At 67.0% G+C, this 15214-nt stretch carries 14 protein-coding genes; 9 read left to right on the top strand and 5 right to left on the bottom strand.

Going from position 1 to position 15214, the window contains the following annotated elements; all coding sequences use genetic code 11:
* Window positions 1–48: 48 nt before the first annotated feature.
* From rpsA to M8A51_RS00690, 5 genes are all read left to right on the top strand, one after another.
* Window positions 49–1770, top strand: coding sequence for a 30S ribosomal protein S1 (rpsA, locus tag M8A51_RS00710; protein ID WP_251776171.1), 1722 nt, complete (start codon window positions 49–51; stop codon window positions 1768–1770).
* A gap of 55 nt (window positions 1771–1825) precedes the next feature.
* Window positions 1826–2167 carry an integration host factor subunit beta gene (locus M8A51_RS00705; protein ID WP_251776170.1) on the top strand — a complete coding sequence of 114 codons (342 nt, stop codon included), beginning with the start codon at window positions 1826–1828 and terminating at the stop codon, window positions 2165–2167.
* An 89-nt stretch (window positions 2168–2256) separates the two neighbouring features.
* Window positions 2257–2577 (top strand): LapA family protein, encoded by a 321-nt coding sequence (locus tag M8A51_RS00700; RefSeq protein ID WP_251776169.1) that lies wholly within the window; start codon window positions 2257–2259, stop codon window positions 2575–2577.
* Window positions 2567–3724, top strand: coding sequence for a lipopolysaccharide assembly protein LapB (gene lapB, locus M8A51_RS00695; protein WP_251776168.1), 1158 nt, complete (start codon window positions 2567–2569; stop codon window positions 3722–3724). Before M8A51_RS00700 ends, lapB begins: the two co-directional genes overlap by 11 nt.
* Window positions 3725–3888: 164 nt before the next feature.
* The gene (locus M8A51_RS00690; protein ID WP_251776167.1) at window positions 3889–4224 is read left to right on the top strand and encodes a ComEA family DNA-binding protein; all 336 of its coding nucleotides are present in this window, start codon (window positions 3889–3891) and stop codon (window positions 4222–4224) included.
* Window positions 4225–4231: 7 nt separating this feature from the next.
* On the opposite strand, the gene M8A51_RS00685 is transcribed toward M8A51_RS00690, so the two are convergent.
* A complete protein-coding gene (locus tag M8A51_RS00685) occupies window positions 4232–5476 on the bottom strand; it encodes a patatin-like phospholipase family protein (protein WP_251776166.1) in 1245 nt (414 codons plus the stop codon).
* Window positions 5477–5588: 112 nt separating this feature from the next.
* On the opposite strand from M8A51_RS00685, the gene M8A51_RS00680 reads away from it, so the two are divergent.
* A complete protein-coding gene (locus M8A51_RS00680; RefSeq protein WP_251776165.1) occupies window positions 5589–6779 on the top strand; it encodes an AGE family epimerase/isomerase in 1191 nt (396 codons plus the stop codon).
* A gap of 5 nt (window positions 6780–6784) precedes the next feature.
* On the opposite strand, the gene M8A51_RS00675 is transcribed toward M8A51_RS00680, so the two are convergent.
* Window positions 6785–7147 (bottom strand): hypothetical protein, encoded by a 363-nt coding sequence (locus M8A51_RS00675; protein ID WP_251776164.1) that lies wholly within the window; start codon window positions 7145–7147, stop codon window positions 6785–6787.
* 131 nt (window positions 7148–7278) lie between these two features.
* On the bottom strand, window positions 7279–10785 hold the full coding sequence (dnaE, locus tag M8A51_RS00670) for a DNA polymerase III subunit alpha (protein WP_251776163.1): 3507 nt from the start codon (window positions 10783–10785) through the stop codon (window positions 7279–7281).
* A gap of 41 nt (window positions 10786–10826) precedes the next feature.
* Between dnaE and M8A51_RS00665 the strand changes: the two genes are divergently transcribed.
* Entirely contained in the window at window positions 10827–11582 is a 756-nt protein-coding gene (locus M8A51_RS00665) for a sulfurtransferase (RefSeq protein WP_251776162.1), read from the top strand.
* 100 nt (window positions 11583–11682) lie between these two features.
* Here the strand turns inward: M8A51_RS00665 and M8A51_RS00660 are convergent, their stop codons facing one another.
* Both M8A51_RS00660 and M8A51_RS00655 read right to left on the bottom strand, forming a co-directional pair.
* Window positions 11683–12393, bottom strand: a complete 711-nt coding sequence (locus M8A51_RS00660) for a DUF599 domain-containing protein (RefSeq protein ID WP_251776161.1) — start codon at window positions 12391–12393, stop codon at window positions 11683–11685.
* A 49-nt stretch (window positions 12394–12442) separates the two neighbouring features.
* Complete coding sequence (locus tag M8A51_RS00655; protein WP_251776160.1) at window positions 12443–13144, bottom strand: pirin family protein; 702 nt, start codon at window positions 13142–13144, stop codon at window positions 12443–12445.
* 98 nt (window positions 13145–13242) lie between these two features.
* Between M8A51_RS00655 and M8A51_RS00650 the strand changes: the two genes are divergently transcribed.
* On the top strand, window positions 13243–14235 hold the full coding sequence (locus tag M8A51_RS00650) for a LysR substrate-binding domain-containing protein (RefSeq protein WP_251776159.1): 993 nt from the start codon (window positions 13243–13245) through the stop codon (window positions 14233–14235).
* A gap of 7 nt (window positions 14236–14242) precedes the next feature.
* On the top strand, window positions 14243–15145 hold the full coding sequence (gluQRS, locus tag M8A51_RS00645; RefSeq protein WP_251776158.1) for a tRNA glutamyl-Q(34) synthetase GluQRS: 903 nt from the start codon (window positions 14243–14245) through the stop codon (window positions 15143–15145).
* Window positions 15146–15214 lie beyond the last annotated feature (69 nt).

Genomic DNA, 15214 nt, shown 5'->3' with positions numbered 1-15214 from the left:
TTCGCTGCAGCCAACAGCCAGCCCTCGGCTGGTTCCCAGGAACTGTCAATGTCTCAAACCACCCAATCCGCCGCAGCCCAAGGGTCGGACACTTTTGCCGCCCTGTTCGAAGAGTCGCTGAAGCGCTCCGAAATGCGCTCCGGCGAGGTGATCACCGCCGAAGTCGTCCGCGTGGACTACAACTTCGTCGTCGTGAACGCCGGCCTCAAGTCCGAGGCGTACATCCCCATCGACGAATTCCGCAACGACCAGGGCGAACTCGAAGTCCAGGTCGGCGACTTCGTCTCGGTGGCGATCGACTCGCTGGAAAACGGCTACGGCGACACCATCCTGTCGCGCGACAAGGCCAAGCGTCTGGCATCGTGGCTGTCGCTGGAACGCGCGCTCGAGTCCGGCGACTTCGTCACCGGCACCGTCTCGGGCAAGGTCAAGGGCGGCCTCACCGTGCTGGTCAACGGCATCCGCGCCTTCCTGCCCGGCTCGCTGATCGACACCCGTCCGATCAAGGACATGAGCCCGTACGAAGGCAAGACCCTCGAATTCAAGGTTATCAAGCTTGACCGCAAGCGCAACAACGTCGTGCTGAGCCGCCGTGCGGTGGTGGAAGCGTCGATGGGCGAAGAGCGCGCGAAGCTGCTCGAGACGCTGACCGAAGGCGCCGTGGTGCACGGCGTGGTCAAGAACATCACCGAATACGGTGCGTTCGTCGACCTGGGCGGTATCGACGGCCTGCTGCACATCACCGACATGGCGTGGCGTCGCGTGCGCCACCCGAGCGAAGTGGTGCAGGTCGGCCAGGAGCTGACCGCCAAGGTCCTGAAGTTCGACGCCGAGAAGAACCGCGTCTCGCTGGGCCTGAAGCAGATGGGCGACGACCCGTGGGTCGGCGTGTCGCGCCGCTACCCGCAGGGCACGCGCCTGTTCGGCAAGGTCACGAACATCGCCGACTACGGTGCGTTCGTCGAGATCGAGCCGGGCATCGAAGGCCTGGTGCACGTCTCCGAGATGGACTGGACCAACAAGAACGTGGCCCCGTCCAAGATCGTCACGCTGGGCGACGAAGTCGAAGTCATGGTCCTCGAGATCGACGAAGACAAGCGCCGCATCAGCCTGGGCATGAAGCAGTGCAAGCCGAACCCGTGGGACGAGTTCGCGCAGAACTTCAAGCGCGGCGACCGCGTCAAGGGCCCCGTCAAGTCGATCACCGACTTCGGCGTGTTCGTCGGCCTGGCAGCGGGCATCGACGGCCTGGTGCACCTGTCGGACCTGTCCTGGAACGAGCCGGGCGAAGCCGCCGTGCGCAACTACAAGAAGGGCCAGGAAGTCGAAGCCATCGTGCTGGCCATCGACGTGGAGCGTGAGCGCATCTCCCTGGGCATCAAGCAGCTCGACGCCGACCCGTTCAGCAACTTCACCGCCGTCAACGACCGTGGCACCACGGTGACCGGCACGGTGAAGACCGTCGACGCCCGTGGCGCCGAGATCCTGCTGGCCGACGACGTGGTGGGCTACCTGCGTGCTTCCGAGATCTCTCGCGAGCGCGTCGAGGACGCCCGCAACGTGCTGAAGGAAGGCGATGAAGTCACCGCACTGATCATCAACATCGACCGCAAGACCCGCGGCCTGCAGTTGTCGATCAAGGCGAAGGACAACGCCGAACAGCAAGAAGCGCTGCAGCGCCTGTCGGCCGAGAACCGCGAGAACGCCGGCACCACCAGCCTCGGCGCGCTGCTCAAGGCCAAGCTGAACGACCAGCAGAACAACGGCTGATCGCTCAGTCCGCGTTCCGAGCTGATCGACGCTCCGCATCGACGTCCAGGATTCAATGACCCGTTCCGATCTCGTGAACCAGCTGGCCGAGCGCTTCGGCCAGTTGACGCACCGCGACACCGAGTTCGCGGTCAAGACCATCCTGGACGCGATGTCCGACGCCCTCGCGCGCGGGCACCGCATTGAGATCCGGGGCTTCGGCAGCTTCTCGATCAACCGTCGTCCGCCACGGGTGGGGCGTAACCCCCGGTCCGGCGAGCAGGTGATCATCCCTGAGAAGCTGGTGCCGCACTTCAAGCCCGGCAAGGCGCTGCGCGAGGCCGTTGATGCCCGCACGGCGCCTGAGCCCGACGCGGCCGACAAGGCCGCGGCACCCGCCGACAAAGCCGCTGCCTGAAGCAGCGGCTTTTTTCTTTCCTGCGCCGCTGTCGAGGCCCTGCTGCGAAGCCGGCAAAGGCGCGCGGACGCGAGGCTAGAATCGCCGCGATGCAAGGTCTGATCTGGCTCTTCCGGGCCGCCATCTTCTTCCTTCTGTTTGCGTTCGCGCTGAACAACCAGCACGAGGCAACGCTGCACTGGTTTTTCGGCTACCAGACACTGGCGCCCATGGTGTTCATCGTGCTGGCCGCCTTTGCGCTCGGCTGCGCCTTCGGCGTGCTGGCGATGGTGCCCAGCTGGTGGCGGCATCGGCGCGCCGCACGCAGGCAGGCCACGGTGCCCGCTCCCACCCCGGCTGCACCGGCTCCACCGGCCAGTTCGAGCGACGAACTGCCGCCCCTGATGCATCCGCCGCGCGATGGACTTTGATTTCCAGTGGTTGCTGCTGGGCCTGCCGGTGGCCTTCGCGCTGGGCTGGCTCGGCTCGCGCATCGATCTGCGGCAATGGCGCTCGGCGCAGCGCGAATCGCCGAAGGCGTATTTCAAGGGATTGAATCTGCTGCTCAACGAACAGCAGGACAAAGCCATCGACGCCTTCATCGAGGCGGTCCAGCACGATCCGGACACCTCGGATCTGCATTTCGCGCTCGGCAACCTGTTCCGGCGCCGTGGCGAATACGAACGCGCGGTGCGTGTCCACGAACATCTGCTCAGCCGCGGCGACCTGCCGCGTGCCGAGCGCGAGCGCGCCCAGTTCGCGCTGGCCCAGGACTTCCTGAAAGCCGGGCTGTTCGATCGTGCCGAGGCGGCCTATCAGGCGCTCGAGGGCACCAGCTTCCGCACCGATGCGTGGCTCGCGCTGTTGACGCTGTACGAGCGCTCCCGGGACTGGGGCAAGGCGATCGACGTCGCCCGCAAGCTGGAAGCGGCCGGCGCCGGCTCGTTCGCGAACCGCATTGCACACTGCTGGTGCGAGATCGCACTGGACGCGGATGCGCGCGGCGACACGGCAGCCGCCGACGAGGCGCTGCACAAGGCCCGCGAGGCGATGCCGCAGGCGGCGCGCCCGCTGGTGATCGCAGGGCAGCGCATGGCGCGACAGGAACGCCACGAGGCGGCGCTCGAGCTGTGGAACGAGCTGATGACAGCCAACCCCGCCGCCTTCGCGCTGGTGGCGCTCGAATACGCGTCCAGCGCGGCCGCTGCATCGCGTCAGGGGGCCGCCGTCGAGAAGCTGCGGGCGCTGTATGAGCGCGCCCCGTCGGTCGACCTGCTGGCTGCGTTGCGACGACTGGAAGCCGAGCCGGCAGTGCGCCGCGAATGGGTCGCGCAGCACCTCGCCAAACAGCCGTCGATCTCGGCAGCGCTCGACCTCCTCGACGAGACCACTGCGCAGGGTCAGAGCCTGACGACGCAGGAAACGCAGCGCCTGCAGCAAGTGCTGGCGCAATCGGCGAAGCCGCTGCAACGCTATCGCTGCGCTGCCTGTGGCTTCGAGGCCTCGCACTACTTCTGGCAGTGCCCCGGCTGCCACAGTTGGGACAGCTACCCGCCACGGCGCGTCGAGGACTACTGAGCGCCTCACCCCGAGCCCCTGACACATCTCCTCGCACACTGGGTCCGACCCTCCCCTCGCATGAGGGAAGCCCTGCGGCGCCGATGTTCCTAGACTGGACCGGCAGCCGCCGGTGCCCTCGACGGGCGGGGGCAGCGTCTGCACGAATCACTCAGGGAGGAAGCATGCTCGGAAAACTGGTGTTCACGATTCTCGCGCTGTTCAGCACGGGAGTCTTCGCGGCCATCGAGGTCAACACGGCCACCCAGGCGCAACTCGAAGCCGTGCGCGGCGTCGGCCCGAAGCTGTCGGCCCGCATCCTGGCGGAGCGGGGCAAGGAACGCTTTGCCGACTGGGAAGACTTGATCGACCGCGTGCGGGGCGTCGGTCCGGCCGCTGCCGAACGGCTGTCGCAGGCCGGGCTCACGGTGAACGGCCGGGCCTACTCCGAGGCGGTCGTGACACCCGGGGTGCCCCGGGACACTCGGCCACCGGCGCCGGCCGCGCGGCTCAGGCAGTAGCCGGCCTTCAGGCAGCAGCGACGCTCAACGCAGCACCTGCCGTCTCCTCGGTCCCCCAGCCGAAGAAGCGGCAGACTTCGTCGCGCCGCGCCATCGTGTCGTCGCGGCCGAGTGCCATCAGCTCACGCGTGTAGTCGGGCTCGAACAGCAAGTAGCTCGCCAAGGCGGCACCCCGGGCGTCGTTCGGATCGCTGGTGACCCCGAGCGCTCGCAGCATCGCCCGCACCGGCACGGGCAGCGCACCGACATGCTTGCCGGCAATGTCATCGAGACGCTGGCTCGGCGCGATGACAAGCAGATCGATGGGCCGCAGCTTGGTCTTCTCGCGCACTTCCGGGCTCATCAGCGACAAGGTGTTGTTGATCCGCTGCAACCGCTCGACATCGACGGCCATCGCGTCGAGAAAGATATTCGACAGCGCGTGCCCGGCGATCTGCGCGAGCGTGGGGTACTCCTGGGACACCAGCCGGCGCCCGGGTGGCTCCTGCATGCGGCCGGCGCCGACGATCAGGATGCGCTCGGCGCCGAGGTGCACCGCCGGCGAGATCGGCGCAGCCTGCCGCATCGAGCCGTCGCCGAAATACTCCACTTCGCCGCTCAGCTTCAGCGGCACCGCCGGGAACACGAACGGGATCGCTGCCGACGCGAGCAGATGTTCTCGTGCAATGCGCGCTCGCACGGCCTGCCGCTGCGAGCGCGTCCACGGCAGGATATTTTCCCGGCTTTGATAGAAGGTGACGTGATGCCCCGACGAGTAGCTCGAAGCGGTGACGGCGAGCGCTCTCAGATGCCCCTGCCGCATCATGTAGTCGATGCGCCGCGTGTCGAGCAGGTGCGACAGCAACTCCGCCAGCGGTTGGTTGTCGAGCAGCGACTTCGGGCGTGCACGCCGCCACCTGGCGATCACCCAGCCGATCGACAGCATCGACAGCCAGCGGGCGCCGGTCCGCATCACGCCGAGCGAGTCGGCGCGGTAGATGTCTTCCGCATGCAGGTTGGTCCACACGCCCGCAAGCATGCGCACCGCGCCCACGAAGTCGTCGGCCCCGCACGCCAGCGCGGCACCGTTGATGGCGCCCGCCGAGGTGCCTGCCACGATCGGGAATGGATTGCCGCCTGGGCCGCCCGCCTGCTCGTAGATGTCGGCGATCGCCTGCAGCACGCCGACCTGGTAGGCCGCGCGTGCCCCGCCTCCCATCAACACCAACCCTGTCTGGATACCCTGCCTCATGCGCTGAGTGTAGTCACCCATTGCAGGGCCAAACACTGCGGATGAGCCCGGACTGCCGCCTTGTTCTCGCATTTGGCGACAACGCCCGGATGCGCGCTTATGATCGACGTCCGAACCAACCGACCCGTCCGAGATGACTCCCGATTTCCGCTCGCGTGCCTTCCTGATCGACCACATCCGTCGCACGCTCGCGTTCTACGACCCGGTCTGCGTCGATGACCGTCGCGGCGGCTTCTTCCACTTCTTTCTGGACGACGGCACCGTCTATAACCAAGACACCCGGCACCTGGTCAGCAGTTGTCGGTTCGTTTTCAATCACGCGATGGCCGCCCGCTTCTTCGGCGATGAAGCCTGTCGAGAGCGCGCACGGCATGGGCTGCGCTTCCTGCACAACGTGCACCGCCGCTTCGACGGCGGCTACACCTGGTTGTTGCGGCTCGACGCCCAGGGCCGGCCCGAGGTGCTCGACAGCACGCTGCATTGTTACGGCCACGCTTTCGTGCTGCTGGCGCACGCTGTCGCGCTGCAGGCCGGCATTGCCGAGGCGCGAGCAGGCCTGGAGGCCTGTTTCTCATGGATGGAGCAGCACTTCTGGCTGCCGGGCGACCTGCTCTATGCCGACGAAATCCTGCCCGACGGCAGCTTGTCGGCCTATCGCGGGCAGAACGCCAACATGCACAGCTGCGAAGCATTGATCGCCGCCTTCGAGGCGACCGGCGACGACCGCTACCTGGACCGCGCGCGCACGCTCGCCTCCCGGCTGACCCAGCAACTCGCACCGGGCACCGGCGGGCTGGTCTGGGAGCACTACGACACCCATTGGCGGCCCGACTGGAACTACAACCGGCAGGACCCGAAGCACCTGTTTCGGCCATGGGGCTTCCAGCCGGGGCACCAGACCGAATGGGCCAAGCTGCTGCTGATTCTGCGGCGACACCGCGACGAGGCCTGGATGCTGCCGACGGCGCGTCATCTGTTCGAAACGGCCATGGCGCGTGCCTGGGACGCTGAGCACGGAGGACTGTGCTATGGCTTCGATCCGGAAGGCCGGGTCTGCGACGACGACAAGTACTTCTGGGTGCAGGCAGAGAGCTTCGCGGCCGCTGCGCTGTTGGCCGACGCCAGCGGCGACGCGGCGTACTGGGGCTGGTACGAACGCCTCTGGGCCTATTCCTGGCAGCACATGATCGACCACCAGCACGGTGCGTGGTACCGCATCCTCGACCGCCGCAACCGCAAGTACAGCAATGAGAAGAGCCCGGCCGGCAAGACCGACTATCACACGATGGGCGCCTGCTACGAGGCGCTCAACGTGATCCGCTGACGGCCTCAGTCGTGCTTGTGCCCGCGACCGCGGCCTTTGTGCTCGTGGCGGCCACCGCGGTGTCCGTCATCGTCCTTCACGAAGTAGACCGGCGTGCCGCAGGCGTCGTACTTGTGGCAGTGCTTGCGCCAGTTCTTCGCATGGCCGGGGGGCACGCGCATGTACACGGGCCGGGGCGCCACATGCACCGGTTGCACGATGATCACCGGTTGCGGGTAGATCAGGGCCGGCGGCGGGGCATGGCCGATGTCGATGCGCCCGTACACGCCGGGCTGGCTGACGGACACCGAGACGCCGACGTCGGTCGCATGAGCCGAAGCTGCAGCGATCGTCAGCGCGATCAGAGAGAAAAGGGCTTTCGGGTGCATACGGAGATCCAGGGCGCCACAACGGCGAGGCTCGTATCGTAGCCGTCGCGGCGGATCAAACAAGGGAAATACGCCCATAGTCTGTCGCATGGCGGCGTGAAAACCCAACTCCGTCACGCCCGAAATTGTGACTACTCGTACACCACCTGCGCCTGCCCGCTGTGGGCGTCACGCTTCCAGCGCAGCAGCGCTTCATCGGTGGGGTAGAAGCGGGCAGCCTCCCCCAGGTCCAGTTCGCCGTAGGCTGCTGCACGGTGCAGTTGCAGGCGCACCACCAGGCCCTGCAGCAGAGCACCGTGTTCGGTGGTGATGCGCTTGGGCGGGAACTGCTGGACCAGCTCGCTCACCGGCGGCGCCGAACCGTTGACCGCGACCCGCAGGTATTTGCCGAAGCGGCACCGCGCGCTGGCCAGGTCCCAGACCTGCTGCACGTTCAATCGCAGCCCGCCGGAAAAGCGGTCCGGCTGCACCTTGCCCTGCACGATCAGCAGTTCGTCGTCCTTGAACAGTTCACGGTGCGCATCGAGCAGTTCTTCATTCGCCACGGCTTCGATCACGTCGCTCTTGTCGTCGAGCCGGAAGATCGCAACGCGGCCGCGCTGGCCGTTGACGACACGCAGGTCGCTGACGATGCCGGCCAGCAGTTGCGGCTCGCGGCTGTCGATCAGGTCGGCGATCTTGCGCTTGGCGAACTGGCGCACCTCGGCCTGCGACTCGTCGAACAGGTGGCCCGAGAGATAGAAGCCGATCGCCAGCTTCTCGAAACCGAGCCGCTCCTTGATGCTCCATTCCGGCGTCACGACGAGCTCGGGTTCTTGCGTCGACGAGCCATGCGCCTCCCCGTCGTCCGACCCGAAGTCGAACAGCCCGCCCTGATCGACGTTGGCGGCCTGCGTGTCGGCGTAGTCGAAGGCCAGCGAAATGCTGGCGATCAGCGTCGCACGGTTCGGCTCCAGCGCATCGAATGCGCCGGCCTTGATCAAGGCCTCGACAGTGCGCTTGTTGATGCGGCTGCGGTCGACACGCGCGCAGAAGTCGAACAGACTCTTGAACGGCCCGCTCTCCTCGCGTGCCTGCACGATGGCCTCGATCGCGCTCTGCCCCGTGCCCTTGATGGCGCCCAGCCCATAGCGCACCACCTTGTCGGCCACCGGCTCGAACCGGTAGGTGCCGGTGTTGACGTTCGGGGGCTCGAAGCGGATGCCGAGCTGCACCGCATCGTCGTAGAAGATCTTGAGCTTGTCGGTGTCGTCGAGCGCGACGCTCATGTTGGCCGCGGTGAATTCGGCCAGGTAGTGCACCTTCAGCCAGGCCGTGTGATAGGCCAGCAACGCGTAGGCCGCGGCGTGCGACTTGTTGAAGCCGTAGCCGGCGAACTTTTCCATCAAGTCGAAGATCTCGTTGGCGAGGTTCGCATCGATGCCGTTCTTGGCCGCGCCTTCGGCGAACAGCACGCGATGCTTGGCCATCTCTTCGGCCTTCTTCTTGCCCATCGCGCGGCGCAGCAGGTCGGCGCCGCCGAGCGAGTAGCCGCCCAGGCGCTGCGCCACCTGCATCACCTGCTCCTGGTAGACCATGATGCCGTAGGTCTCCTCCAGCACCTCCTTCATCAGCGGGTGCGGGTACTCGACCTCTTCGCGCCCGTGCTTGCGTGCGCAGAAGCTGGGAATCAGGTCCATCGGGCCAGGGCGGTACAAGGCCACCAGCGCGATGATGTCCTCGAAGACGCTGGGCTTGGCATCGCGCAGCATGCCCTGCATGCCGCGGCTTTCCAGCTGGAATACGGCGACCGTCTTGCCTTCGGAGAGCAGCTGGTACGACGCCCGGTCGTCGAGCGGGATCTTCGCGAAGTCGAAATCCTTTTGTTGCGGATGCCGCTGGACGATGAAATCCTTGGCCATCTCCAGGATGGTCAGGGTGGCCAGGCCCAGGAAGTCGAACTTCACGAGACCGATCGCCTCGACGTCGTCCTTGTCGTACTGCGACACCGCCGAATCGCTGCCGGGTTGCATGTACAACGGGCAGAAGTCGGTGATCTTGCCCGGCGCGATCAGCACGCCGCCGGCGTGCATGCCGATGTTGCGCACCATGCCTTCCACGCGTTCGGCCAGCGCCAGCAGCTCGGCGACTTCTTCCTCGTTCTTCTCGCGCTCTTCGATCTCGGGCGCTTCCTTGCGCGCATAGATCACGCCGCTGTCGGGTTTGTCACCGGGGCGCTTGAGGGTCACGGTCTTGCCCGGCGGTGCGGGGATCAGCTTCGCGATGCCGTCGACATGGCCGTAGCCCATGCCCAGCACGCGGCCGACGTCGCGCAGCGCGGCCTTCGCCGCCATGGTGCCGAAGGTCGCGATCTGCGAGACGGCCTCGCGGCCGTACTTCTCCTTGACATAGTCGATCACGCGGTCGCGGTTGGCCTGGCAGAAGTCGATGTCGAAGTCAGGCATCGACACGCGTTCGGGATTCAGGAAGCGCTCGAACAGCAGGTTGTAGCGCAGCGGGTCGAGGTCGGTGATCTTCAGCGCGTAGGCCACCAGCGAGCCGGCACCCGAGCCGCGGCCCGGCCCCACCGGGCAGCCGTTGTCCTTGGCCCAGTTGATGAAGTCGGCCACGATCAGGAAGTAGCCCGGGAAGCCCATCTTCAGAATGGTGCCGATCTCGAAATCGAGCCGTTCGACGTAGCGTGCCCGTTGCCGGTCGCGCTCGGCCGCGTCGGGATACAGGTGCGCCAGCCGCTCCTCCAGCCCCTCGTGCGATGCGAAGCGGAAATACTCTTCCATCGGCATGCCGTTGGGCGTCGGGAAGTCAGGCAGCTGCGGTTTGCCGAGCACCAGCGTCAAGCTGCAGCGCCGGGCCACCTCGACGGTGTTGGCCACCGCGGAAGGAATGTCGGTGAACAGCGCTTCCATGTCAGCCTGCGACTTGAAGTACTGCTCGCGCGTGAAGCGCTTGATGCGCCGCGGGTTGGTCAGCGTCTCGCCCTCGGCGATGCACACACGCGCTTCGTGCGCCTCGAAGTCGTCCGGCGTCTGGAACTGCACCGGGTGTGTGGCCACCACCGGCAATTGCAGCTTCGCGGCCAGCGGCACGACGGCGCGCACGTGCGCCTCGTTGCTCGGCAGGCCGGCGCGCTGCACCTCGAGATAGAAGCGCCCCGCGAAGATGCCGGCGAGCCGTTGCGCCACCGCTTCGGCGCGCTTGCCGTCACGGTTCATCAACGCCTGGCCGACGATACCCTGCTCGGCGCCCGACAGCGCAATCAGCCCTTCGTTCAGCGCTTCCAGCCACTCCCACTTCAGCCAGGCCTGTGCGCGGTTGACGTTCTGGGTCCAGCCGCGCGCAAGCAGTTCGCAGAGGTTGAGGTAGCCCTCCTGGTTCTGGATCAGCAGCAGCAGGCGGCTCGGCTGGCGGTCGCCGGACGGGTCCTCGGGCTCCAGCCAGACGTCGGCGCCGACCAGCGGCTTGACGCCGGAGCCGCGCGCTTCCTTGTAGAACTTGATGGCACCGAACAGGTTGCTCAGGTCGGTGATCGCGAGCGCGACCTGGCCGTCTTCGGCCGCCGCGGCGACCAGCTCATCGATGCGCAAGGTGCCATCGACGACGGAAAACTCGGTGTGGGTGCGCAGGTGTACGAAGGGCATGGCCGGAATTGTAGGCAGGGGCGCCGGCCTAAAATCCCGCGGTGCACACGGTTCTCAACATTTCCGCCTACAAGTTCGTCTCGCTGACCGATTGCGCAGCGCTGCGCGAGAGCATTCACTCACAAGCCGCCGGGGGTGCCTTGAAGGGCACCGTCCTGCTCGCCGAGGAAGGCATCAACCTGTTTCTTGCCGGCGCCGCCGACGCGGTGCAAAGCTTCGTGGCATGGCTGCGCGCCGACACGCGTTTTGCGGACCTGGCCCCCAAGGAGAGCTGGTCCGACGAGGTGCCTTTTCGCAAGCTGCTCGTGAAGGTCAAGCGCGAGATCATCCGCATGAACCACCCCGCCATACGCCCGCAGATGGGGCGAGCGCCGGCGGTGGACGCAGCCACGCTGGCCCGCTGGCTGGATCAAGGACACGACGACGACGGCCGCCCGGTCGTCACGCTCGACACGCGCAACGCCTTCGAGGTCGACTATGGCAGTTTCGAGGGCGCGATCGACTGGCGGCTCTCGAAGTTCAGCGAGTTTCCCGACGCCGTGCTGCGGCATCGACAGGAACTGAAGGACAAGACAGTGGTCAGCTTCTGCACCGGCGGCATCCGCTGCGAGAAGGCGGCGATCTTCATGCGGGAAGCGGGGCTCGAGCATGTCTATCAGCTCGAAGGCGGCATCCTCAAGTACTTCGAGGAAACCGGCGGGCCGCACTACCGTGGCACCTGCTTCGTGTTCGATGAACGCGAGGCTCTCGATGCGGGCCTGCAAGCGAGCGAAGGCAGCCCGGCACTGCCCCGATAGCTTCCTTGCACGCGCGATGTACAGCCAAAACCGGGGGACGCCTCGAATCCGTCCTTGTCGGCCCGCCCGCATCGCCCCTTGCAAGGAGCGGCCCCGGGATTCAAGATTTCAGGATGGCCAGCACCTCGGAGTGGAACTCGCGCTGGTAGAGCACGTAGACCACGCCGGCAGTGCCCACTGCGAACCACAGCGGCGAGAAGAACCACGCGATCACCGCGAAGGCCATGTAGTAGCCTCGCAATCCGTCGTTGAAGGTTTCTGCCGCCATGCCGACGATGCGCCCTGCGCGGTCGGCGAACTCGTCGCGTGACGCTTCCCCGCGGTCGAACACGCGATAGTCCGGTGCCGACGCCACCATCAATGCGCCGAAGGTGTATTGCCGCAGCGACCAGGTGAAGCGGAAGAAGGCATAGACGAAGACGCCGAGCAGCAGCAGCAGTTTCAGGTCGAACACCAACGCCGAGGTGCGCGCGGCGAACGGAATCTCCCGGACCAGCTCGGTCGCCTTGTCGGTGGTGCCCAGCAACGCGAGCAGGCCGCCGATGATCAGGATGGTGGTGGACGCGAAGAACGACGGGCTGGTCGACAGGTTCTGGATCACGATGCCGTCGACGACCCGCACGTCGCGACCGGTCGTCTGCAGCATCCACAGACGCCGGTACTGATTGGTCACCGCCAGCAGCGACATCGACGACGCCGAGCGTTTGCGTGCGAACAGCGCGTAGCCCACCCAGGCGACGAAAAACCAGGCGAGCGCCAGCCAGTCGGTCCACGGCAGCAGGCTCAGGATGCGGAGTTCGTTGGCGTCCATGGCCGGCACTGTAGCAAGGGACGGCCGGTTCGCTGCTCCGGGTGGCCGTTCAAGGCTCGAGATCGAAGACGATCACCTCCGCCTGCCGCCCGCCGTCGATCTTCAGCGACGACTCGCCCTGCAACTTGGCGCCGTCACCGGCCGACAGCGTCAGGCCGTTGACCGACACTTCGCCGCGCGCGACGTGCACATAAGCCTTGCGCTGCGGGTCGAGCGCCAGCTCGGCCGTTTCGCTACCGTCGAACAAGCCGACGTACATCGCCGCGTCGGCATGCAGCATCACCGAGCCGTCACGGCCGTCGGGCGACGCCACCAGGCGCAAGCGGCCGCGTTTCTCCTCGGCGGAGAAGTCCTTTTGCTCGTAGCCCGGCGCCACGCCTTGCACGTTCGGCAGGATCCAGATCTGCAGGAAGTGCGTGCTCTGCTGCGGCGCAGGGTTGTATTCACTGTGCAGGATGCCGCGACCGGCGCTCATGCGCTGCACCTCGCCTGGCCGGATCGCAGCGCCGTTGCCGATCGAATCCTTGTGGGCGAGTTCGCCTTCCAGCACGTACGAGATGATCTCCATGTCGCGGTGTCCATGCGTGCCGAAGCCGGTGCCCGGGGCGATGCGGTCTTCATTGACGACACGCAGGTTGCCCCAACCCATGTGGGCCGGGTCGTGGTAGTCGGCGAACGAGAAGCTGTGATAGCTGTCGAGCCAGCCGTGGTCGGCGTGGCCGCGTTCGAGCGATCGGCGTGGGGTGATCATGGGTGGTGTCCTTCCGTGGTGTCCTGCCTCCAATCTAGGGTCCGGAGCGGCGCCCGACGACCCTCGGGCCTTGATGGCATCATTCAAAGCCTTTGAACATGTCCGAGCGCCGCAACGTCCTCACCCCCGAAGCTCTCGCGATGATGGATGCCATCGCGCGTACGGGCAGCTTCGCTGCCGCGGCTCGCGAGCTCGGCAAGGTGCCGTCGGCGCTGACGTACAGCGTGCGCCAGCTCGAGGACGCCCTCGACGTGCTGCTGTTCGACCGGCGCTCGCGCCAGGCCCGGCTCACCGCTGCCGGCGAGGAGCTGCTGCACGAGGGTCGCCGGCTGCTGCAGGAGATGGACGCCGTTGCCAACCGCGTCAAGCGGGTGGCCTCGGGCTGGGAGACGCAGATCAGCATCGCGGTCGACAGCATCTTGTCGAGCCTGACGGTCTTCGAGCTGTGCGAAGCCTTCTACGCGCTGAACCCGCCGCACGGACCGGGCACCCGGCTGCGGCTGCGCTCCGAAGTGCTGGCCGGTACCTGGGAAACCTTGGTCAGCGGCGTTGCCGACCTCGCACTCGGCGTCTCGGGCGAGCACACGCCGCCGGCCGGCATCAAGATGGAGCTGCTCGGTGAACTGCACATGGTCTATGTCGTCGCCCCGCACCACCCGCTGGCTTCCGCACCGGAGCCGCTGACCGATGCGGCCCTCGTGCATCACCGCGCCGTGGCGGTGGCCGACTCGGCACAGCGCCTGACGCCGATCACCGTCAACCTGCTGCCCGGCCAGGACGTGCTGACGGTGCCGAGCGTGGGCTCCAAGCTCGAAGCCGTGCTTCGGGGGCTCGGCGGCGGTTTCCTGCCCGAAAGCCTGGTGCGCGAGCACGTGCAGGTGGGCCGGTTGGTGCGCAAGGAGGTGCTGCGCATGAACCAGGCCGGACGGCTGTACTACGCCTGGCGCGCCAGTCCCGACGGCAGCGCCGGACGCTCGCGCGCGCGGCTGGGCCTGGCGCTGCAATGGTGGCTGGAACAACTGGAGCGGCCCGCCACCCGCGCTGCACTGCTGCAGCGCCACAGCGGTTGGCAACCCGGCCTGCTCGGCTGACCGGGTCATGCCGGGCTACATCGGCCGCTTCGCGCCTTCGCCCACCGGGCCGCTGCATGCCGGTTCGCTGGTGGCGGCCCTTGCGAGCTGGCTCGATGCGCGCGCCCATGGTGGCCGCTGGCTGGTGCGCATCGAGGACGTCGACAGCCCGCGCTGCGTGCCAGGCGCAGACCAGATGATCCTGCAGCAACTGTCGGCTTGCGGCCTGCATCCGCACGAGCCACCGACCTGGCAATCGCACCGCTCGGCGCTGTACGAGCAGGCCTTGCAGCGGCTGGTCGCCGAGGGTCATGCCTATCCTTGCGCCTGCTCTCGCAAGGACATCGCCGACGCGCTGGCGGCCGCGCACCGCGCGAAGCCGCGCCACGGCGAACTGGTCTACCCCGGCACCTGCCGCAGCGGCCTGCACGGCAAGGCCGCGCGCGCGATGCGGGTGCTGACGGCGCAGCGCGTGGCCGACGGCACGTGGCAACCGGTAAGCGTCTCCTGGACCGACCGGCGCTTCGGCGCCCAGGCGCAGAACCTGGCGGAAGCGGTCGGTGACTTCGTCCTCAAGCGCGCCGACGGGCCATGGGCCTACCAGTTGGCGGTGGTGGTCGACGACGGCGCCCAGGGTGTCACCGACATCGTGCGCGGCGAAGACCTGGCCGACAACACGGCGCGCCAGATCCACTTGCAGCGTCTGCTCGGCCTGCCGACACCGCGTTACCTGCACACGCCGCTGGTGCTCGGGCCCAACGGCGAAAAGCTGTCGAAACAGAACGGCGCACCGGCGCTCGATGTGAGCCGCCCGGTCCACGCGGTCCGTGAAGCCGCTCGTGCGCTCGGGCTCACCGTCGATGCGCCCACGCTGGGCGAGGCGCTGGCGCAGGCCGCCAGCCTGTGGCCTGATCGCTACCCTGACGCCTGATCCGGCCGGCATCGTCAGGCGATACCCCGCGCTTGCCCGCGTTTGCCCGGCGCTGCGGCTGCCTACAAT

Origin of the sequence: Caldimonas mangrovi, from assembly GCF_023721835.1 — a bacterium.
Lineage (GTDB): Bacteria > Pseudomonadota > Gammaproteobacteria > Burkholderiales > Burkholderiaceae_C > Caldimonas > Caldimonas mangrovi.
The sequence above is the reverse complement of the archived record's forward strand: the minus strand, read 5'-3'. Positions and strand labels throughout refer to the sequence as shown.

Excerpts from the sequence above, each read along its gene's own strand:
- rpsA (WP_251776171.1), top strand. The coding sequence starts at position 49 with ATGTCTCAAACCACCCAATCCGCCGCAGCCCAAGGGTCGGACACTTTT.
- M8A51_RS00705 (WP_251776170.1), top strand. The coding sequence starts at position 1,826 with ATGACCCGTTCCGATCTCGTGAACCAGCTGGCCGAGCGCTTCGGCCAG.
- M8A51_RS00700 (WP_251776169.1), top strand. The coding sequence starts at position 2,257 with ATGCAAGGTCTGATCTGGCTCTTCCGGGCCGCCATCTTCTTCCTTCTG.
- lapB (WP_251776168.1), top strand. The coding sequence starts at position 2,567 with ATGGACTTTGATTTCCAGTGGTTGCTGCTGGGCCTGCCGGTGGCCTTC.
- M8A51_RS00690 (WP_251776167.1), top strand. The coding sequence starts at position 3,889 with ATGCTCGGAAAACTGGTGTTCACGATTCTCGCGCTGTTCAGCACGGGA.
- M8A51_RS00685 (WP_251776166.1), bottom strand. The coding sequence starts at position 5,476 with ATGGGTGACTACACTCAGCGCATGAGGCAGGGTATCCAGACAGGGTTG.
- M8A51_RS00680 (WP_251776165.1), top strand. The coding sequence starts at position 5,589 with ATGACTCCCGATTTCCGCTCGCGTGCCTTCCTGATCGACCACATCCGT.
- M8A51_RS00675 (WP_251776164.1), bottom strand. The coding sequence starts at position 7,147 with ATGCACCCGAAAGCCCTTTTCTCTCTGATCGCGCTGACGATCGCTGCA.
- dnaE (WP_251776163.1), bottom strand. The coding sequence starts at position 10,785 with ATGCCCTTCGTACACCTGCGCACCCACACCGAGTTTTCCGTCGTCGAT.
- M8A51_RS00660 (WP_251776161.1), bottom strand. The coding sequence starts at position 12,393 with ATGGACGCCAACGAACTCCGCATCCTGAGCCTGCTGCCGTGGACCGAC.
- M8A51_RS00655 (WP_251776160.1), bottom strand. The coding sequence starts at position 13,144 with ATGATCACCCCACGCCGATCGCTCGAACGCGGCCACGCCGACCACGGC.
- M8A51_RS00650 (WP_251776159.1), top strand. The coding sequence starts at position 13,243 with ATGTCCGAGCGCCGCAACGTCCTCACCCCCGAAGCTCTCGCGATGATG.
- gluQRS (WP_251776158.1), top strand. The coding sequence starts at position 14,243 with ATGCCGGGCTACATCGGCCGCTTCGCGCCTTCGCCCACCGGGCCGCTG.